The sequence below is a fragment of the Comamonas odontotermitis genome (genome assembly GCF_040396735.1).
Classification (GTDB): Bacteria; Pseudomonadota; Gammaproteobacteria; order Burkholderiales; family Burkholderiaceae_C; genus Comamonas; species Comamonas odontotermitis_C.
Window position 1 is genome coordinate 16,412 of sequence record NZ_JBEBNZ010000026.1, and the last position, 19,417, is coordinate 35,828.

17 protein-coding genes are annotated in these 19,417 nt (G+C 63.7%); 9 read left to right on the top strand and 8 right to left on the bottom strand.

What is annotated here, in order from left to right; genetic code table 11:
• Position 1 precedes the first annotated feature (1 nt).
• From ACH2DG_RS17575 to ACH2DG_RS17585, 3 genes are read left to right on the top strand one after another with little or no spacing between them, the layout of a single operon-like run.
• A complete protein-coding gene (locus ACH2DG_RS17575) occupies positions 2–1,327 on the top strand; it encodes an MFS transporter (RefSeq protein ID WP_395027696.1) in 1,326 nt (441 codons plus the stop codon).
• Positions 1,324–2,460, top strand: coding sequence for a siderophore-interacting protein (locus ACH2DG_RS17580; protein WP_395027697.1), 1,137 nt, complete (start codon positions 1,324–1,326; stop codon positions 2,458–2,460). Before ACH2DG_RS17575 ends, ACH2DG_RS17580 begins: the two co-directional genes overlap by 4 nt.
• Entirely contained in the window at positions 2,460–3,659 is a 1,200-nt protein-coding gene (locus ACH2DG_RS17585) for an MFS transporter (protein WP_395027698.1), read from the top strand. Before ACH2DG_RS17580 ends, ACH2DG_RS17585 begins: the two co-directional genes overlap by 1 nt.
• A gap of 75 nt (positions 3,660–3,734) precedes the next feature.
• Here the strand turns inward: ACH2DG_RS17585 and ACH2DG_RS17590 are convergent, their stop codons facing one another.
• Together ACH2DG_RS17590 and ACH2DG_RS17595 are read right to left on the bottom strand one after the other, a co-directional pair.
• Positions 3,735–4,436 (bottom strand): TIGR02281 family clan AA aspartic protease, encoded by a 702-nt coding sequence (locus ACH2DG_RS17590; protein WP_395027699.1) that lies wholly within the window; start codon positions 4,434–4,436, stop codon positions 3,735–3,737.
• Between the two features lie 124 nt (positions 4,437–4,560).
• Complete coding sequence (locus ACH2DG_RS17595; RefSeq protein WP_395027700.1) at positions 4,561–5,046, bottom strand: YajQ family cyclic di-GMP-binding protein; 486 nt, start codon at positions 5,044–5,046, stop codon at positions 4,561–4,563.
• A gap of 66 nt (positions 5,047–5,112) precedes the next feature.
• Here ACH2DG_RS17595 and murB point away from each other — a divergent pair, with 66 nt between their 5' ends.
• The 3 genes from murB to ACH2DG_RS17610 all read left to right on the top strand — a co-directional run bounded on the left by murB (position 5,113) and on the right by ACH2DG_RS17610 (position 10,488).
• Positions 5,113–6,213, top strand: a complete 1,101-nt coding sequence (murB, locus tag ACH2DG_RS17600) for a UDP-N-acetylmuramate dehydrogenase (protein WP_395027702.1) — start codon at positions 5,113–5,115, stop codon at positions 6,211–6,213.
• Between the two features lie 207 nt (positions 6,214–6,420).
• The gene (locus ACH2DG_RS17605; RefSeq protein WP_395027703.1) at positions 6,421–7,962 is read left to right on the top strand and encodes an acetolactate synthase large subunit; all 1,542 of its coding nucleotides are present in this window, start codon (positions 6,421–6,423) and stop codon (positions 7,960–7,962) included.
• A gap of 633 nt (positions 7,963–8,595) precedes the next feature.
• Entirely contained in the window at positions 8,596–10,488 is a 1,893-nt protein-coding gene (locus tag ACH2DG_RS17610) for a trypsin-like peptidase domain-containing protein (protein ID WP_395027704.1), read from the top strand.
• A gap of 64 nt (positions 10,489–10,552) precedes the next feature.
• Here ACH2DG_RS17610 and ACH2DG_RS17615 read toward each other — a convergent pair whose 3' ends face one another.
• Positions 10,553–11,476 (bottom strand): DMT family transporter, encoded by a 924-nt coding sequence (locus ACH2DG_RS17615; protein ID WP_395027705.1) that lies wholly within the window; start codon positions 11,474–11,476, stop codon positions 10,553–10,555.
• An 86-nt stretch (positions 11,477–11,562) separates the two neighbouring features.
• Positions 11,563–12,453 carry a LysR family transcriptional regulator gene (locus tag ACH2DG_RS17620; protein WP_395027707.1) on the bottom strand — a complete coding sequence of 297 codons (891 nt, stop codon included), beginning with the start codon at positions 12,451–12,453 and terminating at the stop codon, positions 11,563–11,565.
• A gap of 84 nt (positions 12,454–12,537) precedes the next feature.
• Here ACH2DG_RS17620 and ACH2DG_RS17625 point away from each other — a divergent pair, with 84 nt between their 5' ends.
• Positions 12,538–12,783: a hypothetical protein gene (locus tag ACH2DG_RS17625; protein ID WP_395027709.1), complete on the top strand. Its 246-nt coding sequence runs from the start codon at positions 12,538–12,540 to the stop codon at positions 12,781–12,783.
• Positions 12,784–12,877: 94 nt separating this feature from the next.
• On the opposite strand, the gene ACH2DG_RS17630 is transcribed toward ACH2DG_RS17625, so the two are convergent.
• On the bottom strand, positions 12,878–14,104 hold the full coding sequence (locus ACH2DG_RS17630) for a YbfB/YjiJ family MFS transporter (RefSeq protein ID WP_395027711.1): 1,227 nt from the start codon (positions 14,102–14,104) through the stop codon (positions 12,878–12,880).
• Positions 14,105–14,189: 85 nt separating this feature from the next.
• Between ACH2DG_RS17630 and ACH2DG_RS17635 the strand changes: the two genes are divergently transcribed.
• Both ACH2DG_RS17635 and ACH2DG_RS17640 read left to right on the top strand, forming a co-directional pair.
• Positions 14,190–15,242, top strand: a complete 1,053-nt coding sequence (locus ACH2DG_RS17635; RefSeq protein WP_395027712.1) for a GlxA family transcriptional regulator — start codon at positions 14,190–14,192, stop codon at positions 15,240–15,242.
• A gap of 97 nt (positions 15,243–15,339) precedes the next feature.
• Positions 15,340–16,998 carry a hypothetical protein gene (locus ACH2DG_RS17640; protein WP_395027713.1) on the top strand — a complete coding sequence of 553 codons (1,659 nt, stop codon included), beginning with the start codon at positions 15,340–15,342 and terminating at the stop codon, positions 16,996–16,998.
• Positions 16,999–17,162: 164 nt separating this feature from the next.
• Here ACH2DG_RS17640 and ACH2DG_RS17645 read toward each other — a convergent pair whose 3' ends face one another.
• The 3 genes from ACH2DG_RS17645 to ACH2DG_RS17655 are packed head-to-tail and all read right to left on the bottom strand — an operon-like array spanning position 17,163 to position 19,374.
• Positions 17,163–17,939, bottom strand: a complete 777-nt coding sequence (locus tag ACH2DG_RS17645) for an ABC transporter ATP-binding protein (RefSeq protein ID WP_395027714.1) — start codon at positions 17,937–17,939, stop codon at positions 17,163–17,165.
• Positions 17,940–17,977: 38 nt separating this feature from the next.
• Entirely contained in the window at positions 17,978–18,691 is a 714-nt protein-coding gene (locus ACH2DG_RS17650; RefSeq protein ID WP_395027715.1) for an ABC transporter permease, read from the bottom strand.
• Positions 18,688–19,374 carry an ABC transporter permease gene (locus tag ACH2DG_RS17655; RefSeq protein ID WP_224152235.1) on the bottom strand — a complete coding sequence of 229 codons (687 nt, stop codon included), beginning with the start codon at positions 19,372–19,374 and terminating at the stop codon, positions 18,688–18,690. Before ACH2DG_RS17655 ends, ACH2DG_RS17650 begins: the two co-directional genes overlap by 4 nt.
• Positions 19,375–19,417 lie beyond the last annotated feature (43 nt).

Below are 19,417 nucleotides of genomic sequence, written 5' to 3' on the forward strand. Positions count from 1 at the left end.
CATGGCTGCGGTGACGCAAGGGGTTGATGTGGGCGCCACGCCCATGGCGCCCACGGTGCCCGCGAAGCGGCCATGGCACTTCTGGGCAGTGCTGGTGGCGCTGTATGTGGCGCAGGGCGTGCCCTCGTACCTGATGATCATGACCGTGCCTGCAGCCCTGCGTGCGGCGGGCATGCCCTTGCAGCAGGTCGGCATGCTGTCGATCCTGATGCTGCCGCTGGTGCTCAAGTTCATCTGGGCGCCCTGGGTGGACCGGTTGCGCCCGCTGCGCTGGGGGCACCGCCGGGGCTGGATTGTCTGCACCCAGTTGGCCACCGTGGCCAGTGTTTCGGCACTGGCCTGGGTGGGGCCGCAGGCGCCCATCGGTCTGATAGTCGGCATCGGCATGTGCATGGCGCTCAGCATTGCCACGCAAGACATCGCCACCGACGGCTATGCCACGCAGCAGTTGCGCAGCGATGAGCTGGGGCGCGGCAACGCGATCCAGGCCGCATCGGTGGCGGGTGGCGTGCTGGTGGGTGGGAGCCTTGCCATGTTTCTGGTGGAGCACTGGGGCTGGTACCCCACCATGGGCCTGATGGCACTGCTGTGCCTGCTTCCGCTGCTGGCCCTGCCCTGGATGCAGGAGCCTGGGCCGGATGCCGATGGGCTCGCCAGCGGCGAGGGTATGCAGCCGCACCGGGCCAGCATTCGCCGGTTCTTTGCCCGGCCGGGGGTATGGACCGTGCTCGGGCTGGCCGTGGTGTACCGGCTGAGCGAGGGCATGCTGCGCTCGATGGAGAGCAGCTACCTGTTGCACAGCGGGCTGAGCCTGAGCCAGGTAGGGCTGATTGCCGGCAGCGGCGCGGCCATTGCCGGGCTGGCAGGCAGCTATCTGGCCGCGCGCTGGCTGCAGCGCAGCAGCCGCACGCAGGTTCTGTTGGGCCTGAGTACCTTGCGTGTGCTGGCATTTGTGTTGTTTTTGCTGCATTCGCTGCAGTGGCTGGGCGGGGCGGTACCGCTCGCGGTGCTGGCGGTCGGCCTGAGCGTGCAGCGCTATATGGAGATGGTGGCGCTGTATGCGCTGTTCATGTCCACCGCAAGCCGCAGGCAGCCGGGTACCGATTTTTCTATCCTGGCCTGCGCAGAACTGACCAGCTACATGCTCAGTTCCATGGCGGGCGGCTTCATCGCCAAACAGTTTCAATTTAGCGGCCTCTTTGCCATTGCCAGCGTGATTGCCGTGGGTTGCTGGTTGGCTACCTACTGGCTGCTGCAGCGTCAGACGGCACAAACCGAAGATGTGCAGGCAGAAGCACCGATAGCGGTGCAGAGGGCGGAGACATGAGTACGACAGAGATGGATGCAGCGACAGAGCCGCAGGCGCTTGAGGCGCGCATCACCCTGCCCCGCGCTGCCGCGTACGTGCGATGGCTGGTGCGCCACTGGCGCGATGAGGGCGTGGATGTGGAAGAGCCAGCACCAGGCAAGGTAAGGTTGTCGCTCGCCGATGTCGGTGTGGTGGAGCTGAACGTGGCAGCCGTGCGGCAGCTCGACTGCAGGCTGGCGCCTGCCTCCGCACGCATGGGCGAGCTGATGCAGCTGTCGCTGACCGAGCATCTGGCCGAGTTTGCCGACGAAATGGCGTGGCCCGATGGCAGTTGGGAGGTGGAGTGGAGTGGGCAGGCCCCGCGCAGCCCCGGGCAGTTGCAGGTGTTGAAGGTAGGCAGCAACCGGGCGTTGACCCCGCTGATGCGCCGCCTGCGCCTGCAAGGCGATGGCGTGCGCGCTTTTGCCGACGGCCTGCATGTGCGCATGCTGCTGCCCACACCCGGCCAGACGCCTGCCTGGCCCGAGGTGCAACAGGATGGCCGCCTGCAGTGGCCGGTGGGAAAACCGCGCATGCCGCGCCGTACCTATACGATCCGCGCTATCCATCTGGAAGAGCAGTGGATGGATGTGGATGTGCTGCTGCACCCCGATGCGAAACCTGACGTACAAGCTGATGGACCAGCAGCGGCGGGCGCATCGCCCGGCGCAGGTTGGGCTTTGCAGGCTGCACCGGGCAGCACGGTGGGCGTGCTGAGCCCCGCAGGTGGCCTGGCGCCGCGCGCTGCGCGGCGTGTGCTGGTGGCCGATGCCTGCGCGCTGCCTGCAGCGGCGCGGTTGGTGCAGGCCGCACCCGATACGCCGCCTTCAGGCCTGCTGCTGTGGGTGGCGAATCCGCAGGAGTGCGCGGCCTGGGATGTGGAGGCTGCATCAGGCGTCGATCCCACCTGGATATGCGGTGGCGCGCCTGGCGCCTCACCGGTCGAGATCGACCAGATACTGCGCTGGCTGGCGTTGCAGGATTGGAGTGGCGCAGATACAGTCCTGTGGGTAGCTGGCGGCCTGCCCTTGACGCAGGCGGTGCGCAGCTGGGTGGCGGGCCAGCCGCATCTGGCGCGCGTGCGGTGCATGATCCATACCTATTGGCGTTGATGAATACAGAGATTTCTGCGGCACCCTCGGGGCCGCGAGCCATTCCCAAAAGCGTATGGGCCCTGGGCTTTGTGTCGATGTTCATGGACATTTCCTCCGAAATCGTCCATGCGTTGCTGCCGGTGTACATGGCCACCGTGCTGGGCGCTACGGCGCTGCAGGTCGGGTTGATCGAGGGCATTGCCGAGGCGACGGCATCCATTACCAAGGTGTTCTCAGGCGCCATCAGCGACCGGTTTGGCAAGCGCAAGCTGCTGGCGGGCATCGGCTATGGCCTGGGGGCGCTCACCAAACCGGTGTTTCCGCTGGCAACCGGGTTGGAATGGCTGGTGGGAGCGCGTTTTGTCGACCGCATCGGCAAGGGCATACGGGGCGCGCCACGTGATGCGCTGGTGGCCGATGTCACGCCCGCCGAGCTGCGGGGTGCCGCCTACGGCCTGCGCCAGACACTCGATACGATCGGCGCCTTTACCGGCCCATTGCTGGCGATGCTGCTGATGTGGTGGACGGCCAACAACTACCAGTTGGTCTTCTGGCTGGCGGTACTGCCCGCATTCATTGCAGTCGCCATTTTGGTGATCTTCGTCAAGGAGCCTGCGCATGCACCAACCGTCCAGGCGCGGCGCATGCCGCTCAGCCGATCCCAGATGCAACGCCTGGGCCGCAGCTACTGGTGGGTGGTTGCCATTGGGGTGGTGATGACGCTGGCGCGCTTCAGCGAGGCCTTTCTGGTATTGCGGGCGGTCGATGCCGGCCTGCCAGCCATGCTGGCGCCGCTGGTGCTGGTGGTCATGGGCGTGGCCTATTCGCTGTCGGCCTATCCGGCAGGCGTACTGTCTGACCGCCTGCCACGCCATCAGGTGCTGGCGGCGGGCATGGTGCTGCTCGTGCTGGCCGATCTGGCGCTCGCCCTGCTGCCCGGCCTCTGGGGGTTGGCGCTGGGCGCTGCGCTGTGGGGGCTGCACATGGGATGCACGCAGGGCTTGCTCAATGCCATGGTGGCCGACACCGTGCCCGCAGACCTGCGTGGCACTGCCTTTGGTGTGTTTCACCTGCTGGCAGGCGTGGCGCTTCTGCTCGCCAGCGTGATTGCTGGCGCCCTGTGGGACCGCCTGGGCCATGAAGGCACCTTTATCGCCGGGGCGGTGTTTGCCACGATGGCGATGCTGGGGTTTGTCGCCAGGCGGCAAAGGGCCTGAGAAACCTGCCTCGGAGCTTATACGAAGCACACCGCCACCGCCTGCGCGCGCTGCAGCACCGCCAAATGCGCAGTTCTATTTCGCCCGGTCCAGCGTCAGCTGCGGGCCAATGCGCGTCATGTGAAAACTGTTGAGAAAGCTGTTGCCCAGCAGCACGTAGGGCATCTCACCTGCGCCAATTACGGCGTCCACATTGCGCAGCTCCACATCGGAGATGCGCACGCTGGCCAGCTGAACGTACCAGCCTTGTGCCACGCCATTGGCCGTGCCCATGCGTACCGCGCGGCCCTTGCTGTGGTCAATGCCCAGCTTGCGCGCCTCGCTCATTCCCATGCTCACGGTCGTTGCTCCGGTATCCACGAGAAAGCGTGTGCTCTTGCCATTGATCATGCCGGATGTCAGAAAGTGGCCCTGCGGGTTGGCCATCAGCACGATGCGGCCTGTGTTGCTGGAGGGCAGGGTGCCACCTGTCACGCTGACGGGTGATTCGCCCAGGCGCAGGGTGAGGGGCTGGCCGCCAATGCGCACCTGGGCCTCGCCATCCTTCACGCTGACGACCTGCACCTTCTGGTAACTGCTGCCAGCTTCCACCGCCTTGGGGGCGCCGCCATCTACCACGAGCAGGGCCTTGTTGCCCAGAATGCCGGTTAGTGCAACAGATTTGGGGGCTTCGTCCGCCTCCTGCGCGTTGGCGGCACCGCCCGCGCAGGCCAGCGCCAAGAGTGCCTGGCAAAAGGCGGCACGGGCGGCGCGGGCAAAGCGGTGCGGAGGGTTCATGATCAAATAGCTGTTAACGCTTGTATTTATTGAATTTATAGCTATAAAATATATAGTGAAGTATCAAGAAAAAGGCAGGAGCCCTTGCCAGCTGCCTGCCTTTGCCGTGGCCAAAGGCTGTGGCTCAGTCACGGAAGTTGTTGAAGGACAGTGGCACGTCCGTCACTTCCTTCTTCAACAATGCCATGGCCGCCTGCAGATCGTCGCGCTTGGCGCCGGTCACGCGCACGGCGTCGCCCTGGATGGCAGCCTGCACCTTCATCTTGCTGTCCTTGATGGCCTTCTGGATTTTCTTGGCCAGCTCCTGCTCGATGCCGTTGCGCACCTTGATGACCTGCTTGACCTTGTCGCCGCCCACCTTCTGGACGCTGCCCTTGTCGAGGAAGCGCACGTCCACATTGCGCTTGGTCAATTTGTTGCGCAGGATGTCTTCAACCTGCACGAGCTGGAAGTCGGCGTCGCCGAACAGGGTGATTTCCTTGTCTTTGAGCTCGATGGCAGCCGATGTGCCCTTGAAGTCAAAACGGGTGCCGATTTCCTTGGCCGAATTCTCGACAGCGTTCTTCACCTCGACGAAGTCGGCTTCGCAAACCGTGTCAAACGATGGCATACATACTCTCCTTGCAGATCAGGCAAGCTTGCCTGCGTGGGTCGCTACAAGTGCGACAATCTACCGATGTTAGTCGAGAAAAATGCCCCGCTGCAGCAATACAACACCTTTGGCATCATGGCCCGCGCCATGAATCTGGTGCGCGTGCAATCCGAACAGGATATCCGTGAGTTTCTGGCCGGCCCGCCCCTGGGCGCGAGCCGCCAGGTGGTGGTGCTGGGGGGCGGAAGCAACATCGTCATCACCGGCGATGTGGAGCCGACGGTCTTCAAGATGGAAATCATGGGCAAGCGCCTGGTTGCCGAGACGGACAGGCACTACATCATCGAGGTCGGGGCAGGCGAGGTCTGGCACGACGTGGTGGCCTGGAGCCTGGAGCAGGGCTACCCCGGGCTGGAGAACCTGGCGCTGATCCCGGGCACCGCAGGTGCCGCGCCCGTGCAGAACATTGGCGCCTACGGCATCGAGCTGCAGGACCGCTTCGATTCGCTGGATGCCGTGGACCTGACCAATGGCGAGAGCTTCAGCCTGAACGCAGCCCAATGTGCTTTTGGCTACCGTGACTCGGTTTTCAAGCACGCACCTGCCGAAACCATGCCCTTGACCATGATTGCCCGCGCCACCGGCACCACGGCACCGCGCGGCATGGGCCTTGCCGGCAGGGCGGTGATCACCCGCGTGCGCCTGCGCCTGGCCAAGGACTGGAAGCCTGAGTTGAGCTACCTGGACCTCACGCGCAAACAGGCGGAAAAGGGCGTAGAGAACCCCACGGCGCAGGATATTTTCAGCTGGGTGGTCGAGATTCGCCGCGCCAAGCTGCCCGATCCGGCAACCATCGGCAATGCAGGCAGCTTTTTCAAGAATCCGCAGGTGAGCAGCGAGGTGTGCGAAGACATCATCGCCCGCGAGCCCAAAATCGTGCATTACCCGATGCTGGACGGCAGCGTCAAGCTCGCTGCAGGCTGGATGATCGATGCCTGTGGCTGGCGCGGCAAGAGCATCGGCAAGGCGGGCGTGTACGACCGGCAGGCGCTGGTGTTGGTCAATCTGGGGCAGGGCGATAACAGCGTGACGGGGGGCGAGGTGGTCACCCTGGCGCGGGCCATCCAGGCCAGCGTGTATGAGCGCTTTGGCATCCGGCTGGAGCCGGAGCCCATCGTCTGGTAAGGCCTGCATTGCCACCGCAGTGCGCAGAGCGAGTTGTCTGCGTAAAAAATCCCGAAGTTTTGAGGTGAAACAGCTGTTTGGTGCCCTTTGGTAAAGCGCCATAAGCTATTTTATTCATAGCGTTTCATGGCATTCGCGTGACTGCCGTGATCCGTACCGTCCGCAACAATGACGGCACAGCGATCACAGAGACGGAGCGGCTTTTCCATGAACGGCGCAAAAAGTTTGGTCAAGACCTTGTTGGCAGCAGGTATCGACACCTGCTTTGCCAACCCGGGCACGAGCGAGATGCATTTTGTGGCTGCGCTGGACCAGGTGCCCGGCATGCAATGCGTGCTGGGCCTGCAGGAGAACATCGTCACCGGCATGGCTGATGGCTACTACCGCATGACGCGCAAACCCGCCTGCACCTTGCTGCATTGCGGGCCCGGCCTTGCCAATGGGCTGGCCAACCTTCACAACGCGCGGCGCGCGCGCAGCGGCATCGTCAATATCGTGGGCGACCAGGCCACCTACCACCGACCGCTCGATGCACCACTGACCGCCGACACCGAGGCCCTGGCGCGTACGGTGTCGGCCTGGGTGCATACGGCTGGCACACCCGCAGATGTGGGACGCGATGCCGCGCTGGCCGTGCGCGCGGCCCGTACGTTTCCAGGCCAGATTGCCAGCCTTATCCTCCCGGCCGATACGAGTTGGGGCGAGGGCGGCGAAGTGGCCAGCGCACTGCCCATGCCCCAGCCCGCGCCGCTCGATCCCCATGCCGTGGAAGGCGCCGCCCGGGCCTTGCGCAGCGGTCAACATGCATTGCTGCTGCTGGCAGGAGATGCAGCCTTTGAAGAAGGCCAGCAGCAGGCCTGGCGCGTGGCCAGTGCCACGGGCGCAGCCCTCATGCTCGATTACGTCTGCGCCCACGTACAGCGCGGAAGAGGGCGCTTGCAGATCGAACGCGTGCCTTACGGCATGGAAGCGGCCATCGGGGCGCTGGCGCGGTTCGAGCACATCATTCTGGCGGGCGCCAAGCCGCCGGTGGGCTTTTTTGCCTACCCGGGCCTGCCATCCACCCAATACCCGGCCACGGCGCAATTGCACACCCTGGCCCGGCCGGAGCAAAGCGCCACCGAGGCATTGCGTATTCTGGCCGATGCGCTGGGCGCGCCTGCGGTGGCGATTCCCGATCCCGGCCCGCGCCCCGAGGCAGCCCGTGGCGCCCCGACGCCCGAAGGCGTGGCCCAGACTGTGGCGGCGCTGATGCCCGAAGGCACCATTGTGTCGGACGAATCCATTTCGTACGGCCGGGGCTTTTATCCGCATACCTTTGCTGCACCTGCGCACGACTGGCTGCACCTGGGCGGCGGCGCCATTGGTGACGGCATGCCGGTGGCCACCGGTGCTGCACTGGGGGCGCGCAAGCAGCGGCGCGTCATCAACCTGCAGGCAGACGGCTCGGCCATGTACAGCCTGCAGGCGCTGTGGACGCAGGCGCGCGAATGCCTGCCGGTTACCACCATCCTTCTCAATAACAGCAAGTACAACATCCTGATCGGGGAGTACAGGAACGTGGGCGCCACCCCGGGCCCCACGGCCATGGGCATGCTGGATCTGGGCAACCCGGGCATCAACTGGGTGGCGCTTGCCAACGGCATGGGGGTGGAGGCTGCCCGCGCCACCACCATGGAGGCCTGCAGCGACCTGCTGCGCGCCAGCTTTGGCAGGCCTGGCCCCTTCCTGATCGAGCTGGTGGTGTAGGTCCGGGTCGATCCGCACCGGTAGCCATTGCGCAGCTGCGAACGCCGCTTTGGGGCCAGGGAAGCGAGCGCGGAGAGGAAGGCTGTATGCGAGATGCTGCCGCTCTGTGGCATTGCCGCGTCCGCTTTTTTGGAGCTCGTGCAGTCCGATGGCGCAGCTGCTCCGAGCGCAACCTGCGCAAGGCCTTCAGAAAAGCCCTTTTCCCCGGCATTGCGTCCACATCCTCTACCTGCCACCGCAGCATGCCCAGGGGCAAGGCGGGCGATGCCTGCCTCCATTTCTGCGCATGTTTTTCACTATGGCAGTGCGATGAGAGTTTTCAACGGGCAATCGTCCAGGGCGAATCGTTTGCGTGACAGATGAGGGAAACAGGCCATACACGCGCAAGGCACAGAGCAAAAATGTATGTTTTGTGAGCAAATGCTTATCTTCTATACCTTATTGGCTAATGCATAAGCATTCAACCATGCACATTCATCAATGGTTGAGATTCAAATTTTTTCAAAATTAACAAAATCTATTCTATTGAAATCTTCATAAACGAAAGTCAATTCATCGGCATACGTACTTACTTTTATAAAAACTATCAGTACCATCGAGTGATTCAATTTTTCCTTTTCCGGAGATCGCCCGATGGCTCGCTCTTCCCGTGCTTGCACGCAAACCTTTTTCGCCGCATTGGCGGCCCTGGTGCTATGTATTGGCACGGGCGCTGCACAGGCGCAAAGCGTGCCTGCACGTGTGCAGCCTGCGGATATGGCCAAGCAGGCCACTGTGCAAAGGCACCAAGCCTTGGCCCCGGTGCCAGCAGTGGTTGATCTGGGTGCCTGGGTGGCGCCCAAGGCAGCGGCGGTGCGCAGCGATGTGGTGCAGATCGGCGCCCGCCGGGCAGCCGCCCCCACCGGCACGGCACAGGCCACGGGCGCCTTGCTCCAGTGGCAGGCGTCGGGTGATGGTGGCTTGGTGGCGGCTGTGAGCTTTGTCTCCGATGATGCGTTCGGCCTGCGCGCAGGCCTGCAGATCGGCTCTTTGCCAGACAATGCCACCATTCGTGTCTATGCCCCTGATGACCGTGACGGGGCATTCGAAATATCCGGCCAGGGCATTGCACGGGTACTGCAGAACAACAGCCAGGCGGGAGAGGTGTCGGCAGCGGCAAGCACCTGGTGGACGCCTGCGGTGGATGGCAACGAGCTGACGGTGGAAATCCAGCTGCGTGCCGGTGCAGTGCCCAGCGACGTGAAAGTGTCCATTCCAAGCCTTGTGCACATCTATGAAAACATCTTCGCCCTGATCGACGATGGCACGCAATTGCAGGCCAAGCTCAACAACGCCGCCAGTTGCACGCTGGATTCCACCTGCTACGACGCCTATGCCCGCCAGCGCGATGCCGTGGCCCGCATGCTCTATATGAACGCCGACGGCGCTTTCCTGTGCACCGGCACCTTGCTCAATGACCGCACAGGCAGCGGCACGCCATACTTCATGACGGCCAACCACTGCATCAGCTCGCAGGCCGCCGCATCGAGCCTGCAGACCTTCTGGTTCTACCGCACGCCCAGCTGCAACAGCCGATTGCTGTCCTCGGCCAGCAAGACCCTCAAGGGCGGGGCCAGGCTGCTGTACACATCGGCCACCCCCGATGCCACCTTGCTGGTATTGAACGACACCCCACCTGCCGGTGCCGTGTTCGCAGGATGGGATGCCAATGCCGTGACCAAGGGCGCTGCCGTGGTGGGCGTGCACCACCCGCGTGGCGACCTGCAGAAAATCAGCTTTGGCAGTGTGGTGGGCAGCACCGACTGCAAGCCGGGCAAGGGCGTCTTCACCTGCTATGCCAGCGATGCCATGGGCGAGAACTACTACCGCGTGCAGTGGAGCCAGGGCATGACCGAAGGCGGCAGCAGCGGCTCGGCCCTGTTTGTCAACGGCGTGCTCACCGGCATGCTCTCCAATGGCTCGGCTTCGTGCACCAATGCCGGGGGCTTCAACAACTATGCGCGCTTTGACCGGGTGTTCCCCGCCATCCAGCAATGGCTCTTTGCCGAAGTAGCGGCTTTTGCCACCGACAGCCATGGCCGCAGCGCCATCTTCCGCTTCTACAACGCCCAGACCGGCGCCCACTTCTATACGGCCAGTGTGGCGCAGCGCGACGCAGTGATCGCCGCACTCCCCGCCTTCCAGTATGAAGGCGTGGCCTTCTATGCGTACAGCCAGCAGGCGGGCGCAGGCCTCGCACCGGTCTACCGCTTCTACAACCAGCAGAACGCATCACACGTCTACACCGTGAGCACTTCCGAGCGCGACGGCATGCGGGCCAACCCCGCCGTGTTCAGTGACGAGGGCGTGGCCTGGTGGGCGCAAGCGGGCGAAAGCTCCGCAACCCAGGCCGTGTTTCGCTTCCTGAACCGGCAGACGGGCCGCTATTTCTACACTGCCAGTGCCCAGGAGCGCGATCAGGTCATCGCCACTTACCCTCAGTTCCAGTACCAGGGTGTGGCATACAGCGTGTGGGTTGGGCAGTGAACAAGGCCAGTGATGCGGCCACTTGTCGAGAGGCATTGGCAGGTGCGGGCCTGGCACAGGCAGGCTACCGCCGCCCGGCAATCCACCCATACCCGCTCACCAGCATCACCCCGGCAAGCGCAATCAGTGCACCGATTACAAAGCCGGGTTCAATGGGTTCGTGCAGGAGCCAGGCGCCGAGGATGACGCCAAAGATAGGGGTTAGAAAGGTGAGCACGCCCAGTTGTGATGCCAGGTAGGTGCGCAGTAGCCAGAACCAGGTCAGCAGGCTGGCAAAGGCCATGGGCAGGGCGTTGAAGGCCATGCTGGCCCAGAAGGCAGGTGTGGGGTTGATGCGGCCCTGCCCACTGCCGATCGCAACGGCAACCAGCACCACGCAGCCCACCACCAACTGGTAGAGCAGCGTTTGCGCTGCAGGCAAGGCAGACAGCCGCGTGGTGCGGATGGCGACCGTGGTGGCGCCCCATGCCATACCCGCCAGCAAGGCGAGCAGGTCGCCCCAGAGCATGGCGCCCATGTTGCTGCCCTGGCTTGCGCCAGTTGCACCGTTGCGCCACAGAAAGGCGACCGCGATGCCGGCAAAGGCAAGCGCGATGCCCAGCCACTGCAGCGGAGCCAGCCTTTCCTGGGGCAGCTTGATGTGCAGGCCCAGCGCGGCCCAGATGGGGGCGGTGTAGAGCAGTACCACCATGTGGGCCGCCGATGTGTGGCGCAGGCCTTCGCCCACCAGCACAAATTCCAGCGCAAACAGCGTGCCGACCCACAGGCCCGGACGCCAGCTTCCGTCGCCCCATTGGATGTGCTCGCCACGCCAGCGCATCCACAACCACACCAGAATGGCGGCAATGCCAGAGCGCAGGCCGATCTGCATCATCGGGGCCGCATCGTGCGCGGTGGCCTTGAGTACGATCTGCTGGCCGCTCCAGATGAGGCACAGCACGAGCATCAGGCCGATGGCGCGGGTATCGAGGGCTTGGCGGGTGTCCATAGGAAGGGGCTGGTTTGGGCGGAGCAGGCATTGTCGGCGCAGGTAGGCGACGGAGCTGTCGCCTGCAGTGCTGGGGCTGGTGTTTTCTACAACTGGCCAAATTCGGCCAGCACGGTCCGAACGGCGTCCACAGCCGGATTGGGCGTGCTCAACTGCCGGTGCGCCACGGCCATGGGGCGGATCAGGGGCGGGTACAGGTGGCGGATCTGCACTTCCGGGGCATGCCGCTGGTCTTCCACTTCTTCCAGCGGCAGCAGGGCGGCACTCTGGCAGGCTGCGGCGAGGCTCTTGAGGGCGCCGGGATAGCTGAGCGCCAGAAAAGGGCGAGGCCGGTAGCCCGCCTGCCCAAACCAGGAGGCAATCAGGCCATGCATCTGCGTGGGGGCCGAAAACGATGCCCAGCGCCGCTCCGACAGCCATTGCGCGGTGACCTGCTCGGGGGCATCCCACGCGGCGGGCAGCAAGGCCACCATGGGGTCGGCGCGCCAGGGTGTGAGCACGATGTCGGCCATTGCAGGCTGTGGGCTGGCGACGATGGCAATGTCAAGCGAGCCCAGTTGCAGGCGCTGCATCGATTGTGCCGAGCCAACGGCTTCCAGCCGTACCTCGACGCCAGGGTTGCGCTCGCTCAGGGCCTGCAGCACCAGCGGCAGCAGCCGGGTGCTCACCCCGGCAGATACGCCCACCCGCACCAGACCTTCCCGCCCGCTGGCACGGCGCTGCACCAGCTCGACCAGGTCTTCGCTCGCCGCCAGCAGCTTGCGGCCGCCATCGACCAGGGCGTGGCCTGCGGGAGTCAGTGCTGCCTGCCGCCGCCCGCGCACAACCAGCGTGGCTTCCAACCGTGCCTCCAGCTCCTTGATGTGCAGGCTGACGGTGGGCGGCGCCAGATGCAAGGCCTGAGAGGCTGCTGCGAACGTGCCCAGATCGGCGATGGCCACCAGGGTTTGCAGTTGGTCAAGGTTCAGGTTGCGCATGGGATTGACATCAGGATTTGTGAATTGACTGGTCAGTTAATTCAACTTTACAGATGTTAGCCCAGGCCCGAGCATCGGACAACCATGAACCATTCTTCTCTTCTTTCAGACAAGGACGCCGGGCAGGGCCTGCGCGATGGCAATGCGCCTGACGAGGCCGACCCGCGGAGCGATCTGCGGGGTGATTCGGCGGGCGACGTGCAGGACGAGGTGCCCAGTGGCTTGCCGCCGCGTGTTGGCACCGGATGGCTGCGCAGGCTGGCCCGGGTATTGGAGCGCGCCGAGCAGCGCATCACCGAGAACTTTCGTGTGCCGCCCGGTGGTGGCTGAGCCAGGGTGAGCGTCATTTGGTGCGGAAAATGGAAGCTGGCGCTTGTCTGTCAGGCGCTGGATGCTATGAAAAGTATAGAAACTGTGGCCTCGCTCAACCACCTGCCGCGTGGGCCAGGGGCTTTTGCCGCCAGGCAAGCATGGCGCCGAGCAGCAAGAATGCGGCTGATACCAGCAGGCCGCGCTGCAGGCCGCCTGCTCCATCTGCCACCCAGCCAACCACGGATGGCCCCACGATCTGGCCCAGCGCAAAAATGGTGGTGAAGGCACTGATGCCGGCGGGCCACGCCGCTTGCGGCAGGTTGTGGCGCACCAGTGCGGTGGTGGATGCCACGACTGAGAGGAACACCGCACCAAATACCATGCCCGACAGAAAGACCACGGGCGTCGCGCTGGTGAGTGCCGGCAGCACCGTCACCACGGCGAGCACCAGGCACAGAATGGCCAGCGATTCACCACCCTTGAAGCGGTCCAGCATGCGTGCCCAGATGCGTGAACTGGCCAGCACCGCCAGGCCCAGCGCGGTGTAGAAACCCGTGATCTGGGGCCCGGACATGCCTTGCTGGCGCAGCAGCGCGACGATGAATGTCATGTAGCCGATGTAGCCTGCGCCAAACATGAAGTAGCCAGAGAGCCCGAAGCCGAATTCGTGCAGCGCAAAGCCCTGGCCGGTGCCTGGCACAGCCGTTGGCAGGCCACCGGCAACGCGGCGGGCGGGCATGGCCATCACGGCAGCGGCCAGCATGCACGCGAGGCCCAGGCCGATCCAGGGCCACTGCCAGCTGTGTGGCACAGCGTGGTTGGCTGCGGCCTGCAGCGCTGCCGGTACCAGCAGCGCCGACAGCGCGATGCCGATTCCGGTGCCGCCGTAGTACAGGCCAATCAGAAAGCCTGCGCGCTTTGGAAACAGCGAACCCAGCCGCGCCGCAAGCACCCCGCCTGCAATGAACACCCAGGCACTGGCAGCACCTGCCAGCACGCGCTGCAGCATCAGTGCTGTTGTACCCGTGACCCAGCCCGATACCAGCATGAATACGGCCGCCAGCAGCGACCCGGCCATCAGCACCCGCCATGCGCCGATGCGCCGCATGAGGAACGGCGTCATCAGCGCCCCCGCAAAATAGCCCACGGCGTTGCCGGTGTTCATGGCGCCCGCCAGAAAGTACGACCAGCCCAGGTCTTCACGCATGGGCGGCAGCAGCAGGCCGTACGAGAACCGCGATATGCCCAGCGCAATCGCGGCGCCCAGCGACAGGGCGAGCGCAATGGCAACAGGGTGGCGCAGGGAGCTGTCAGGGGTGGATGTGGCAATGGAGGTCATGGTCGGGGAAGCCGCAGACGTTTTCATTTCCAGGATGCTACTGATTTGTCTAAAATGATCAATAAGAATCCAAATTAGACGAGTAATGGCCCATTTCATCATCCTAGTGGCAGATGGCACCTTGGCCGGTAGCGTAGGTGCCAGTTTGGACATCCTGGCCTTTGCCCAGCGCTGCGGTGCCCCTGCGGAGCGTGTGGCATGGCAGATTGCCAGCGCTCGGCCACAGGTCGCGCTTTCGGGCGGCATGGCCCTGGCGGCGACTCCGGTGGAGCAATTGAAGATGGCTCCCGATGCGGTATTGGTGATTCCTGGCATCGGGCTCGATGCATCTGCACCGCAAGGCATCGGCGGTGGTTTGCCCGGGGGCGCCACGATCAATGAGCGCTATGCCGAGTCGCATTTGCTCTGGCGCATGCAGGAGCCTGACGCGCAGGCGTTTGCCGGATTGGCTGCCGCCCATCATGCGGCAGGCGGCGTGGTTGCCGCGTCATGCTCGGGGGTGTTGCTGCTGGGTATGGCCGGGCTGCTGGATGGAAGGCGCGCTACCACGCATTGGCGCCTGGGAGATTTTGTACGCCGCCACTTTGGCAAGGCCTTGTTCGATGAAAACCGGATGCTGGTCGAGGACCACCGTGTCATCAGCGCCGGTGCCGCCATGGCGCAGGCGGATCTGATGCTGCATCTGGTGCAGCAGGCGGTAGGCGGCGCCGCTGGCGAGGCCGTCGTGCAGCATGTCATGCGCTACCTGCTGGTGGACAGCCGCAGTTCGCAGGCGCGCTATCGCGTATGGGAGCATTTGCATGCCAGCGAGGACGACACTGCGATGCGCTTTGAGGCGCTGATCGAAGCACGCCTGCCCCATGTTCCGACGATTGCCGAGGCCGCCGAAACCTTGGGCATGACCAGCCGCACGCTTTCGCGCCGCATCGCTGCCAGCACGGGGGCTGCTCCGCTTCAACTGGTCAATACGGTGCGCATGCGCCATGCGCAGCGCTTGCTGGCGCAGGGCGAGTTGTCTGTGGACGCCGTCGCCCGGCGCGTGGGATATGCCAACGGCACGGCTTTGCGCAAGCTCACCCTGAAGATGGCGCAACAGCCGCCCGGTGTTCTGCGGCACGGAATGGAGAGCCCGCAATAGCGGTGCGTGGCTGTTGTATCCCCGGCGGTGGCGAGCGCGGGAGAACGTGGCACCTATACTGTTCCCTGATTAAAACAACAGAGGAGACACAGTCACCATGGCAGCCCTTACATCTACTTTGCGCTCCATCGTACTGGTGTCTTGCGTGGCATTGCCGTGCGCGCCCACATGGGCGGCGCGCAACTTCACGCCGCAATCGGGAACCTGGGTCGTGAGCAGCGAGGTCGATGGCAAACCCGGGCGGGGTCTGGCGATCGATGTGCAAGGCAATACCTTTTTCATGCAGGTATTCGGGTACGAGAAAAACGGCGATGCCACGTTCCACATGGCAACCGGGCAGCTGGATGGCGACACCATTACCGCTCCGCTGATACGCTACACAGGTGGACGCAGCTTTGGCAGCTCGGCACGGGATGCGGCGGCAGAGCAATCCGTAGGGGATGTGACCGTGAGCTTTCGCAATGGCTTGAAAGGCACCGTGCAGTTTCCCGGAGAGCCTGCCGTGGCAATCGAGCGGTTTCTGATCGACAGCAACGAGGTCAGCCTGGTCAATCCGCTCGCGCAACTGGGTTATAGAACGTCGCGGGTGCTGGCGATGGATGAGGGCGGTGCGGTGGCGTATGACTGGGCCGTCACAATGACGCGCCGAGAAGATGGCGTGGCAATGGCAAGGCTGTCGCAGGCTTACCCCATGACCAGCTACCTGAGCTACAAGCCTTTTCAGGATTTTGAATGCCATCGCATCCGATCATCGGCGCAGCTCGATTGCAAGGCCATCCCCACGAAGGTGGATGAGTGGCCCGATGTGAAAACACCGCAGGTCGATGCCCTGCGCCTTTGGTTTGCCGCAGAGGAAGTGCTCGGGTCTGCGCGTGTGGGGGGCGACCAGCCCGCCAACGTGTCCTTGATGGGGCGCACGCGCGGCGCCTACTACTGGGTCTCTGCCGGTTTGGGTGGCCCTACTGGACGTCTTAGCCTGAGAGATTCATTCGAGCAGAGTTTTCAAGGGGCAAGCGCCCCGTTTGAGGCCTGCATGATCTCCTGCCAGAAAACGACGGTCTACAGCACGCTCATGCCCTATAACGGCACCTGGATGGTGGAGGATGAAATTACCGGCAAGCCCGGGCGCGGTCTGGCACTGGATATTCAGGGCGAGACCGCCATCCTGCAGGTGTTCAACTACCGGGCAGATGGGCAGCCTACCTTCCATATGGGCAGTGCCGCATACGGAACCAAAGGCGCAGACTCTCGTGCCTCGCTGGCTGTCATCCCGTTGCGTGAATACGCGGGCGGAAAAAGCATGGGAGGCCCCACCCAGCCCGCGCAGGTCAAGGCCGAAGCAGGAGATGCGCAAATTGAATTCAGCGCTGCGCCTCCTGCAACCGAGACCAGTTGGTGGGATGACGGCAAGATCAAGCTGCCAGGGGAGGCACCGGTGCGCATTCGTCGCCTGCAAATGGATACGCCCGCCAGCTTTGCCGAGCGAATGCTGGGTGAATGGTATCTGCCGTTCATTGGCAAGACGCTGAAACTGGTCAGGGTCGATGGTGATGCGGTGACGACCGCCAATGGCAAGGAGCGCTGCACACTGCGCCAGGGAAGCCAGGGAACGGATTTGAACTGTGGACAGCCGCAAGGCAACGCCTGGGTGTGGTTTCAGCGTTTGAAAATACCCACCTCGTTCAGAGACGACGATTCCATGATCCGCTTGCGTGATCGTTTTGGAAATGCTGCGGGTCTGGGAAAGATGGAGTGATATCCGGAGGAACATCCACAAGAGCCGGTAGCCCGTATGGCCTTGGTATCCGGCGCCCGGGCACCCTGCGGCCAGGTATTTTCAGGGCCTGGTCGGCGAGCCTGCAACAGCTGCACACCGGGTGGCGTGCATGACAGGCGCACCACCACCGAGGCGCAGGGCTGTTATTTGAGGTTGCCCGACAGAAAGCGAGCCAGGCGCTCGCTCTTGGGGTTGGCCAGCACTTCGCGCGGGTTGCCTTGCTCTTCGATCACGCCCTTGTGCAGGAAGACGACGTGGTTCGACACCTCGCGGGCAAAACCCATTTCGTGCGTCACGACGAGCATGGTGCGGCCTTCCTGGGCCAGCACCTGCATCACGCGCAGCACTTCGCCGACCAGTTCGGGATCAAGCGCGGAGGTGGGCTCGTCAAACAGCATCACCTCAGGCTCCACCGCCAGGGCGCGGGCAATGGCCACGCGCTGCTGCTGGCCACCGCTCATGTGGCCGGGGTAGGTGTCTTCGCGGCCTTCGAGGCCGACGAGCTGCAGGTATTTGCGGGCGCGCGCCACGGCCTCGTCCTTGCCGAGCCCCAGCACATGGACCGGCACTTCAATGATGTTCTGCAGCACCGTCATGTGTGCCCACAGGTTGAAGTGCTGGAACACCATGGCCAGCTTGGTGCGCAGGCGCTGCAGCTGCTTGGCGTCCACCGCGTTCAGGTCACCATTGCGGGCGGGCTGCAGTTTCAGCTCTTCGCCCGCCACGATGATGCGGCCCTGCTGCGGTTGCTCCAGCAGGTTGATGCAGCGCAGGAACGTGGATTTGCCGGAGCCGGAGCTGCCGATGATGCTGATCACGTCGCCAGGGCAGGCGTTGATCGAGACGCCTTTGAGCACGGCGTTGCTGCCGTAGCTCTTGTGGATGTCCAGCGCCTGCAGTTTGTAGTTGGATGCGTTCATAACAATGCTCGAATTCTATTTTCTTCTGCAAGCCTGGCTCAGGCCTTGCGCGGGGCCAGATACCCGAGGAAATGATGCTCCGCAATGCGGAAGAGGCCAATCAGGATGAAGGTGATGCACAGGTACACCACGGCTGCGGCAATATAGGCCTCAAACGGCAGGTAGTAGTCGGAATACACGCGGCTGGCGGCGCCGGTCAGATCCACCAGCGAGGGTACGGTCGATGCGAGGCTGGTCGAGTGCAGCATCATTACCACCTCGTTGCTGTAGGCGGGCAGGGTGCGGCGAATGGCGCTGGGCATGACAACGCGGCGCATCAGCTGCCAGCGGCTCATGCCCATGGCGCGGGCGGCTTCCACTTCGCCCTTGCTGGTCTCGCGGATGGAGCCGGCCAGCATTTCCGCCGTGTAGGCGGCAGTGTTCAGTGTGAAGGCGAGGAACGCGCAGAAGAACGGCTCCTTGAAGTAGGTCCAGGGCCAGACTGCATCCCAGCGGGCCTGCACCCATTCAAGCTGCGAAAAACCGTAGTAGATGAGGTACACCTGAATGAGCAGCGGCGTGCCGCGCATGAAGTAGGTGAAGGCACCTACGGTCTTGCGCAGTATCCAGGAGCGGCTCACCAGGGCCAGCGCGCCCAGCAAGGCAAGGACAGCGCCGATCGCCAGGCTGGCAATCAGCAGCTTGAGTGTGGTGATGAGGCCCTCGCCGTACAGGGCCAGGGTGTCCGGCTGAAAGATGACTTCCCAATTCATAACTGCACCTTTTCCGTTCCGAGGCTGTAGCGCGCATTGAGGCGGCGCAGCGCCCACAGAGAGGCCGAGGTGTAGATCAGGTACAAAGCGGCGGTAAAGAGGAAGAAGATGAACGGCTGGCGCGCGGCGGCGCTGGCCTGCTTGGCGAGATAGGTCATGTCCTGCAGGCCGATCAGGCTTACCAGTGCGGTCGCCTTGATGAGCACCAGCCAGTTGTTGGTGAAGCCGGGCAGGGCGTAGCGCACCATCTGCGGCAGGGTGATGCGGATGAAGGTCTTGAGCGGGCTCATGCCAAAGGCCCAGGCTGCTTCCATCTGGCCCTTGGGAATGGCCAGGATCGCACCCCGGAAGGTTTCAGTCATGTAGGCGCCGTAGATGAAGCCGATGGTAAGTGAACCGGCAATGAAGGGGTTCAGATCGACGCTCTGGTCGCTGCCCATCTTCTCCAGCAAGGTGTTGAGGCCGATGGCGCCGCCGTAGAAGATCAGCAGCATCATCACCAGCTCGGGAATGCCGCGCACGATGGAGGTATAGAGCGTGGCCAGCCACACGAGGGGCCGCTTGCCCGAGAGCTTGGCACTGGCACCCAGCAGCCCCAGGATGGTGGCGGTAAACACCGACGCCAGCGATACGGCCACTGTGAGCAGCGAGCCCATCAGGATCGATTGGAAATATTCACTCATAGTTTCTAGCCTTCAGCACGGGCGCAGCGCAAACACGCAGGCG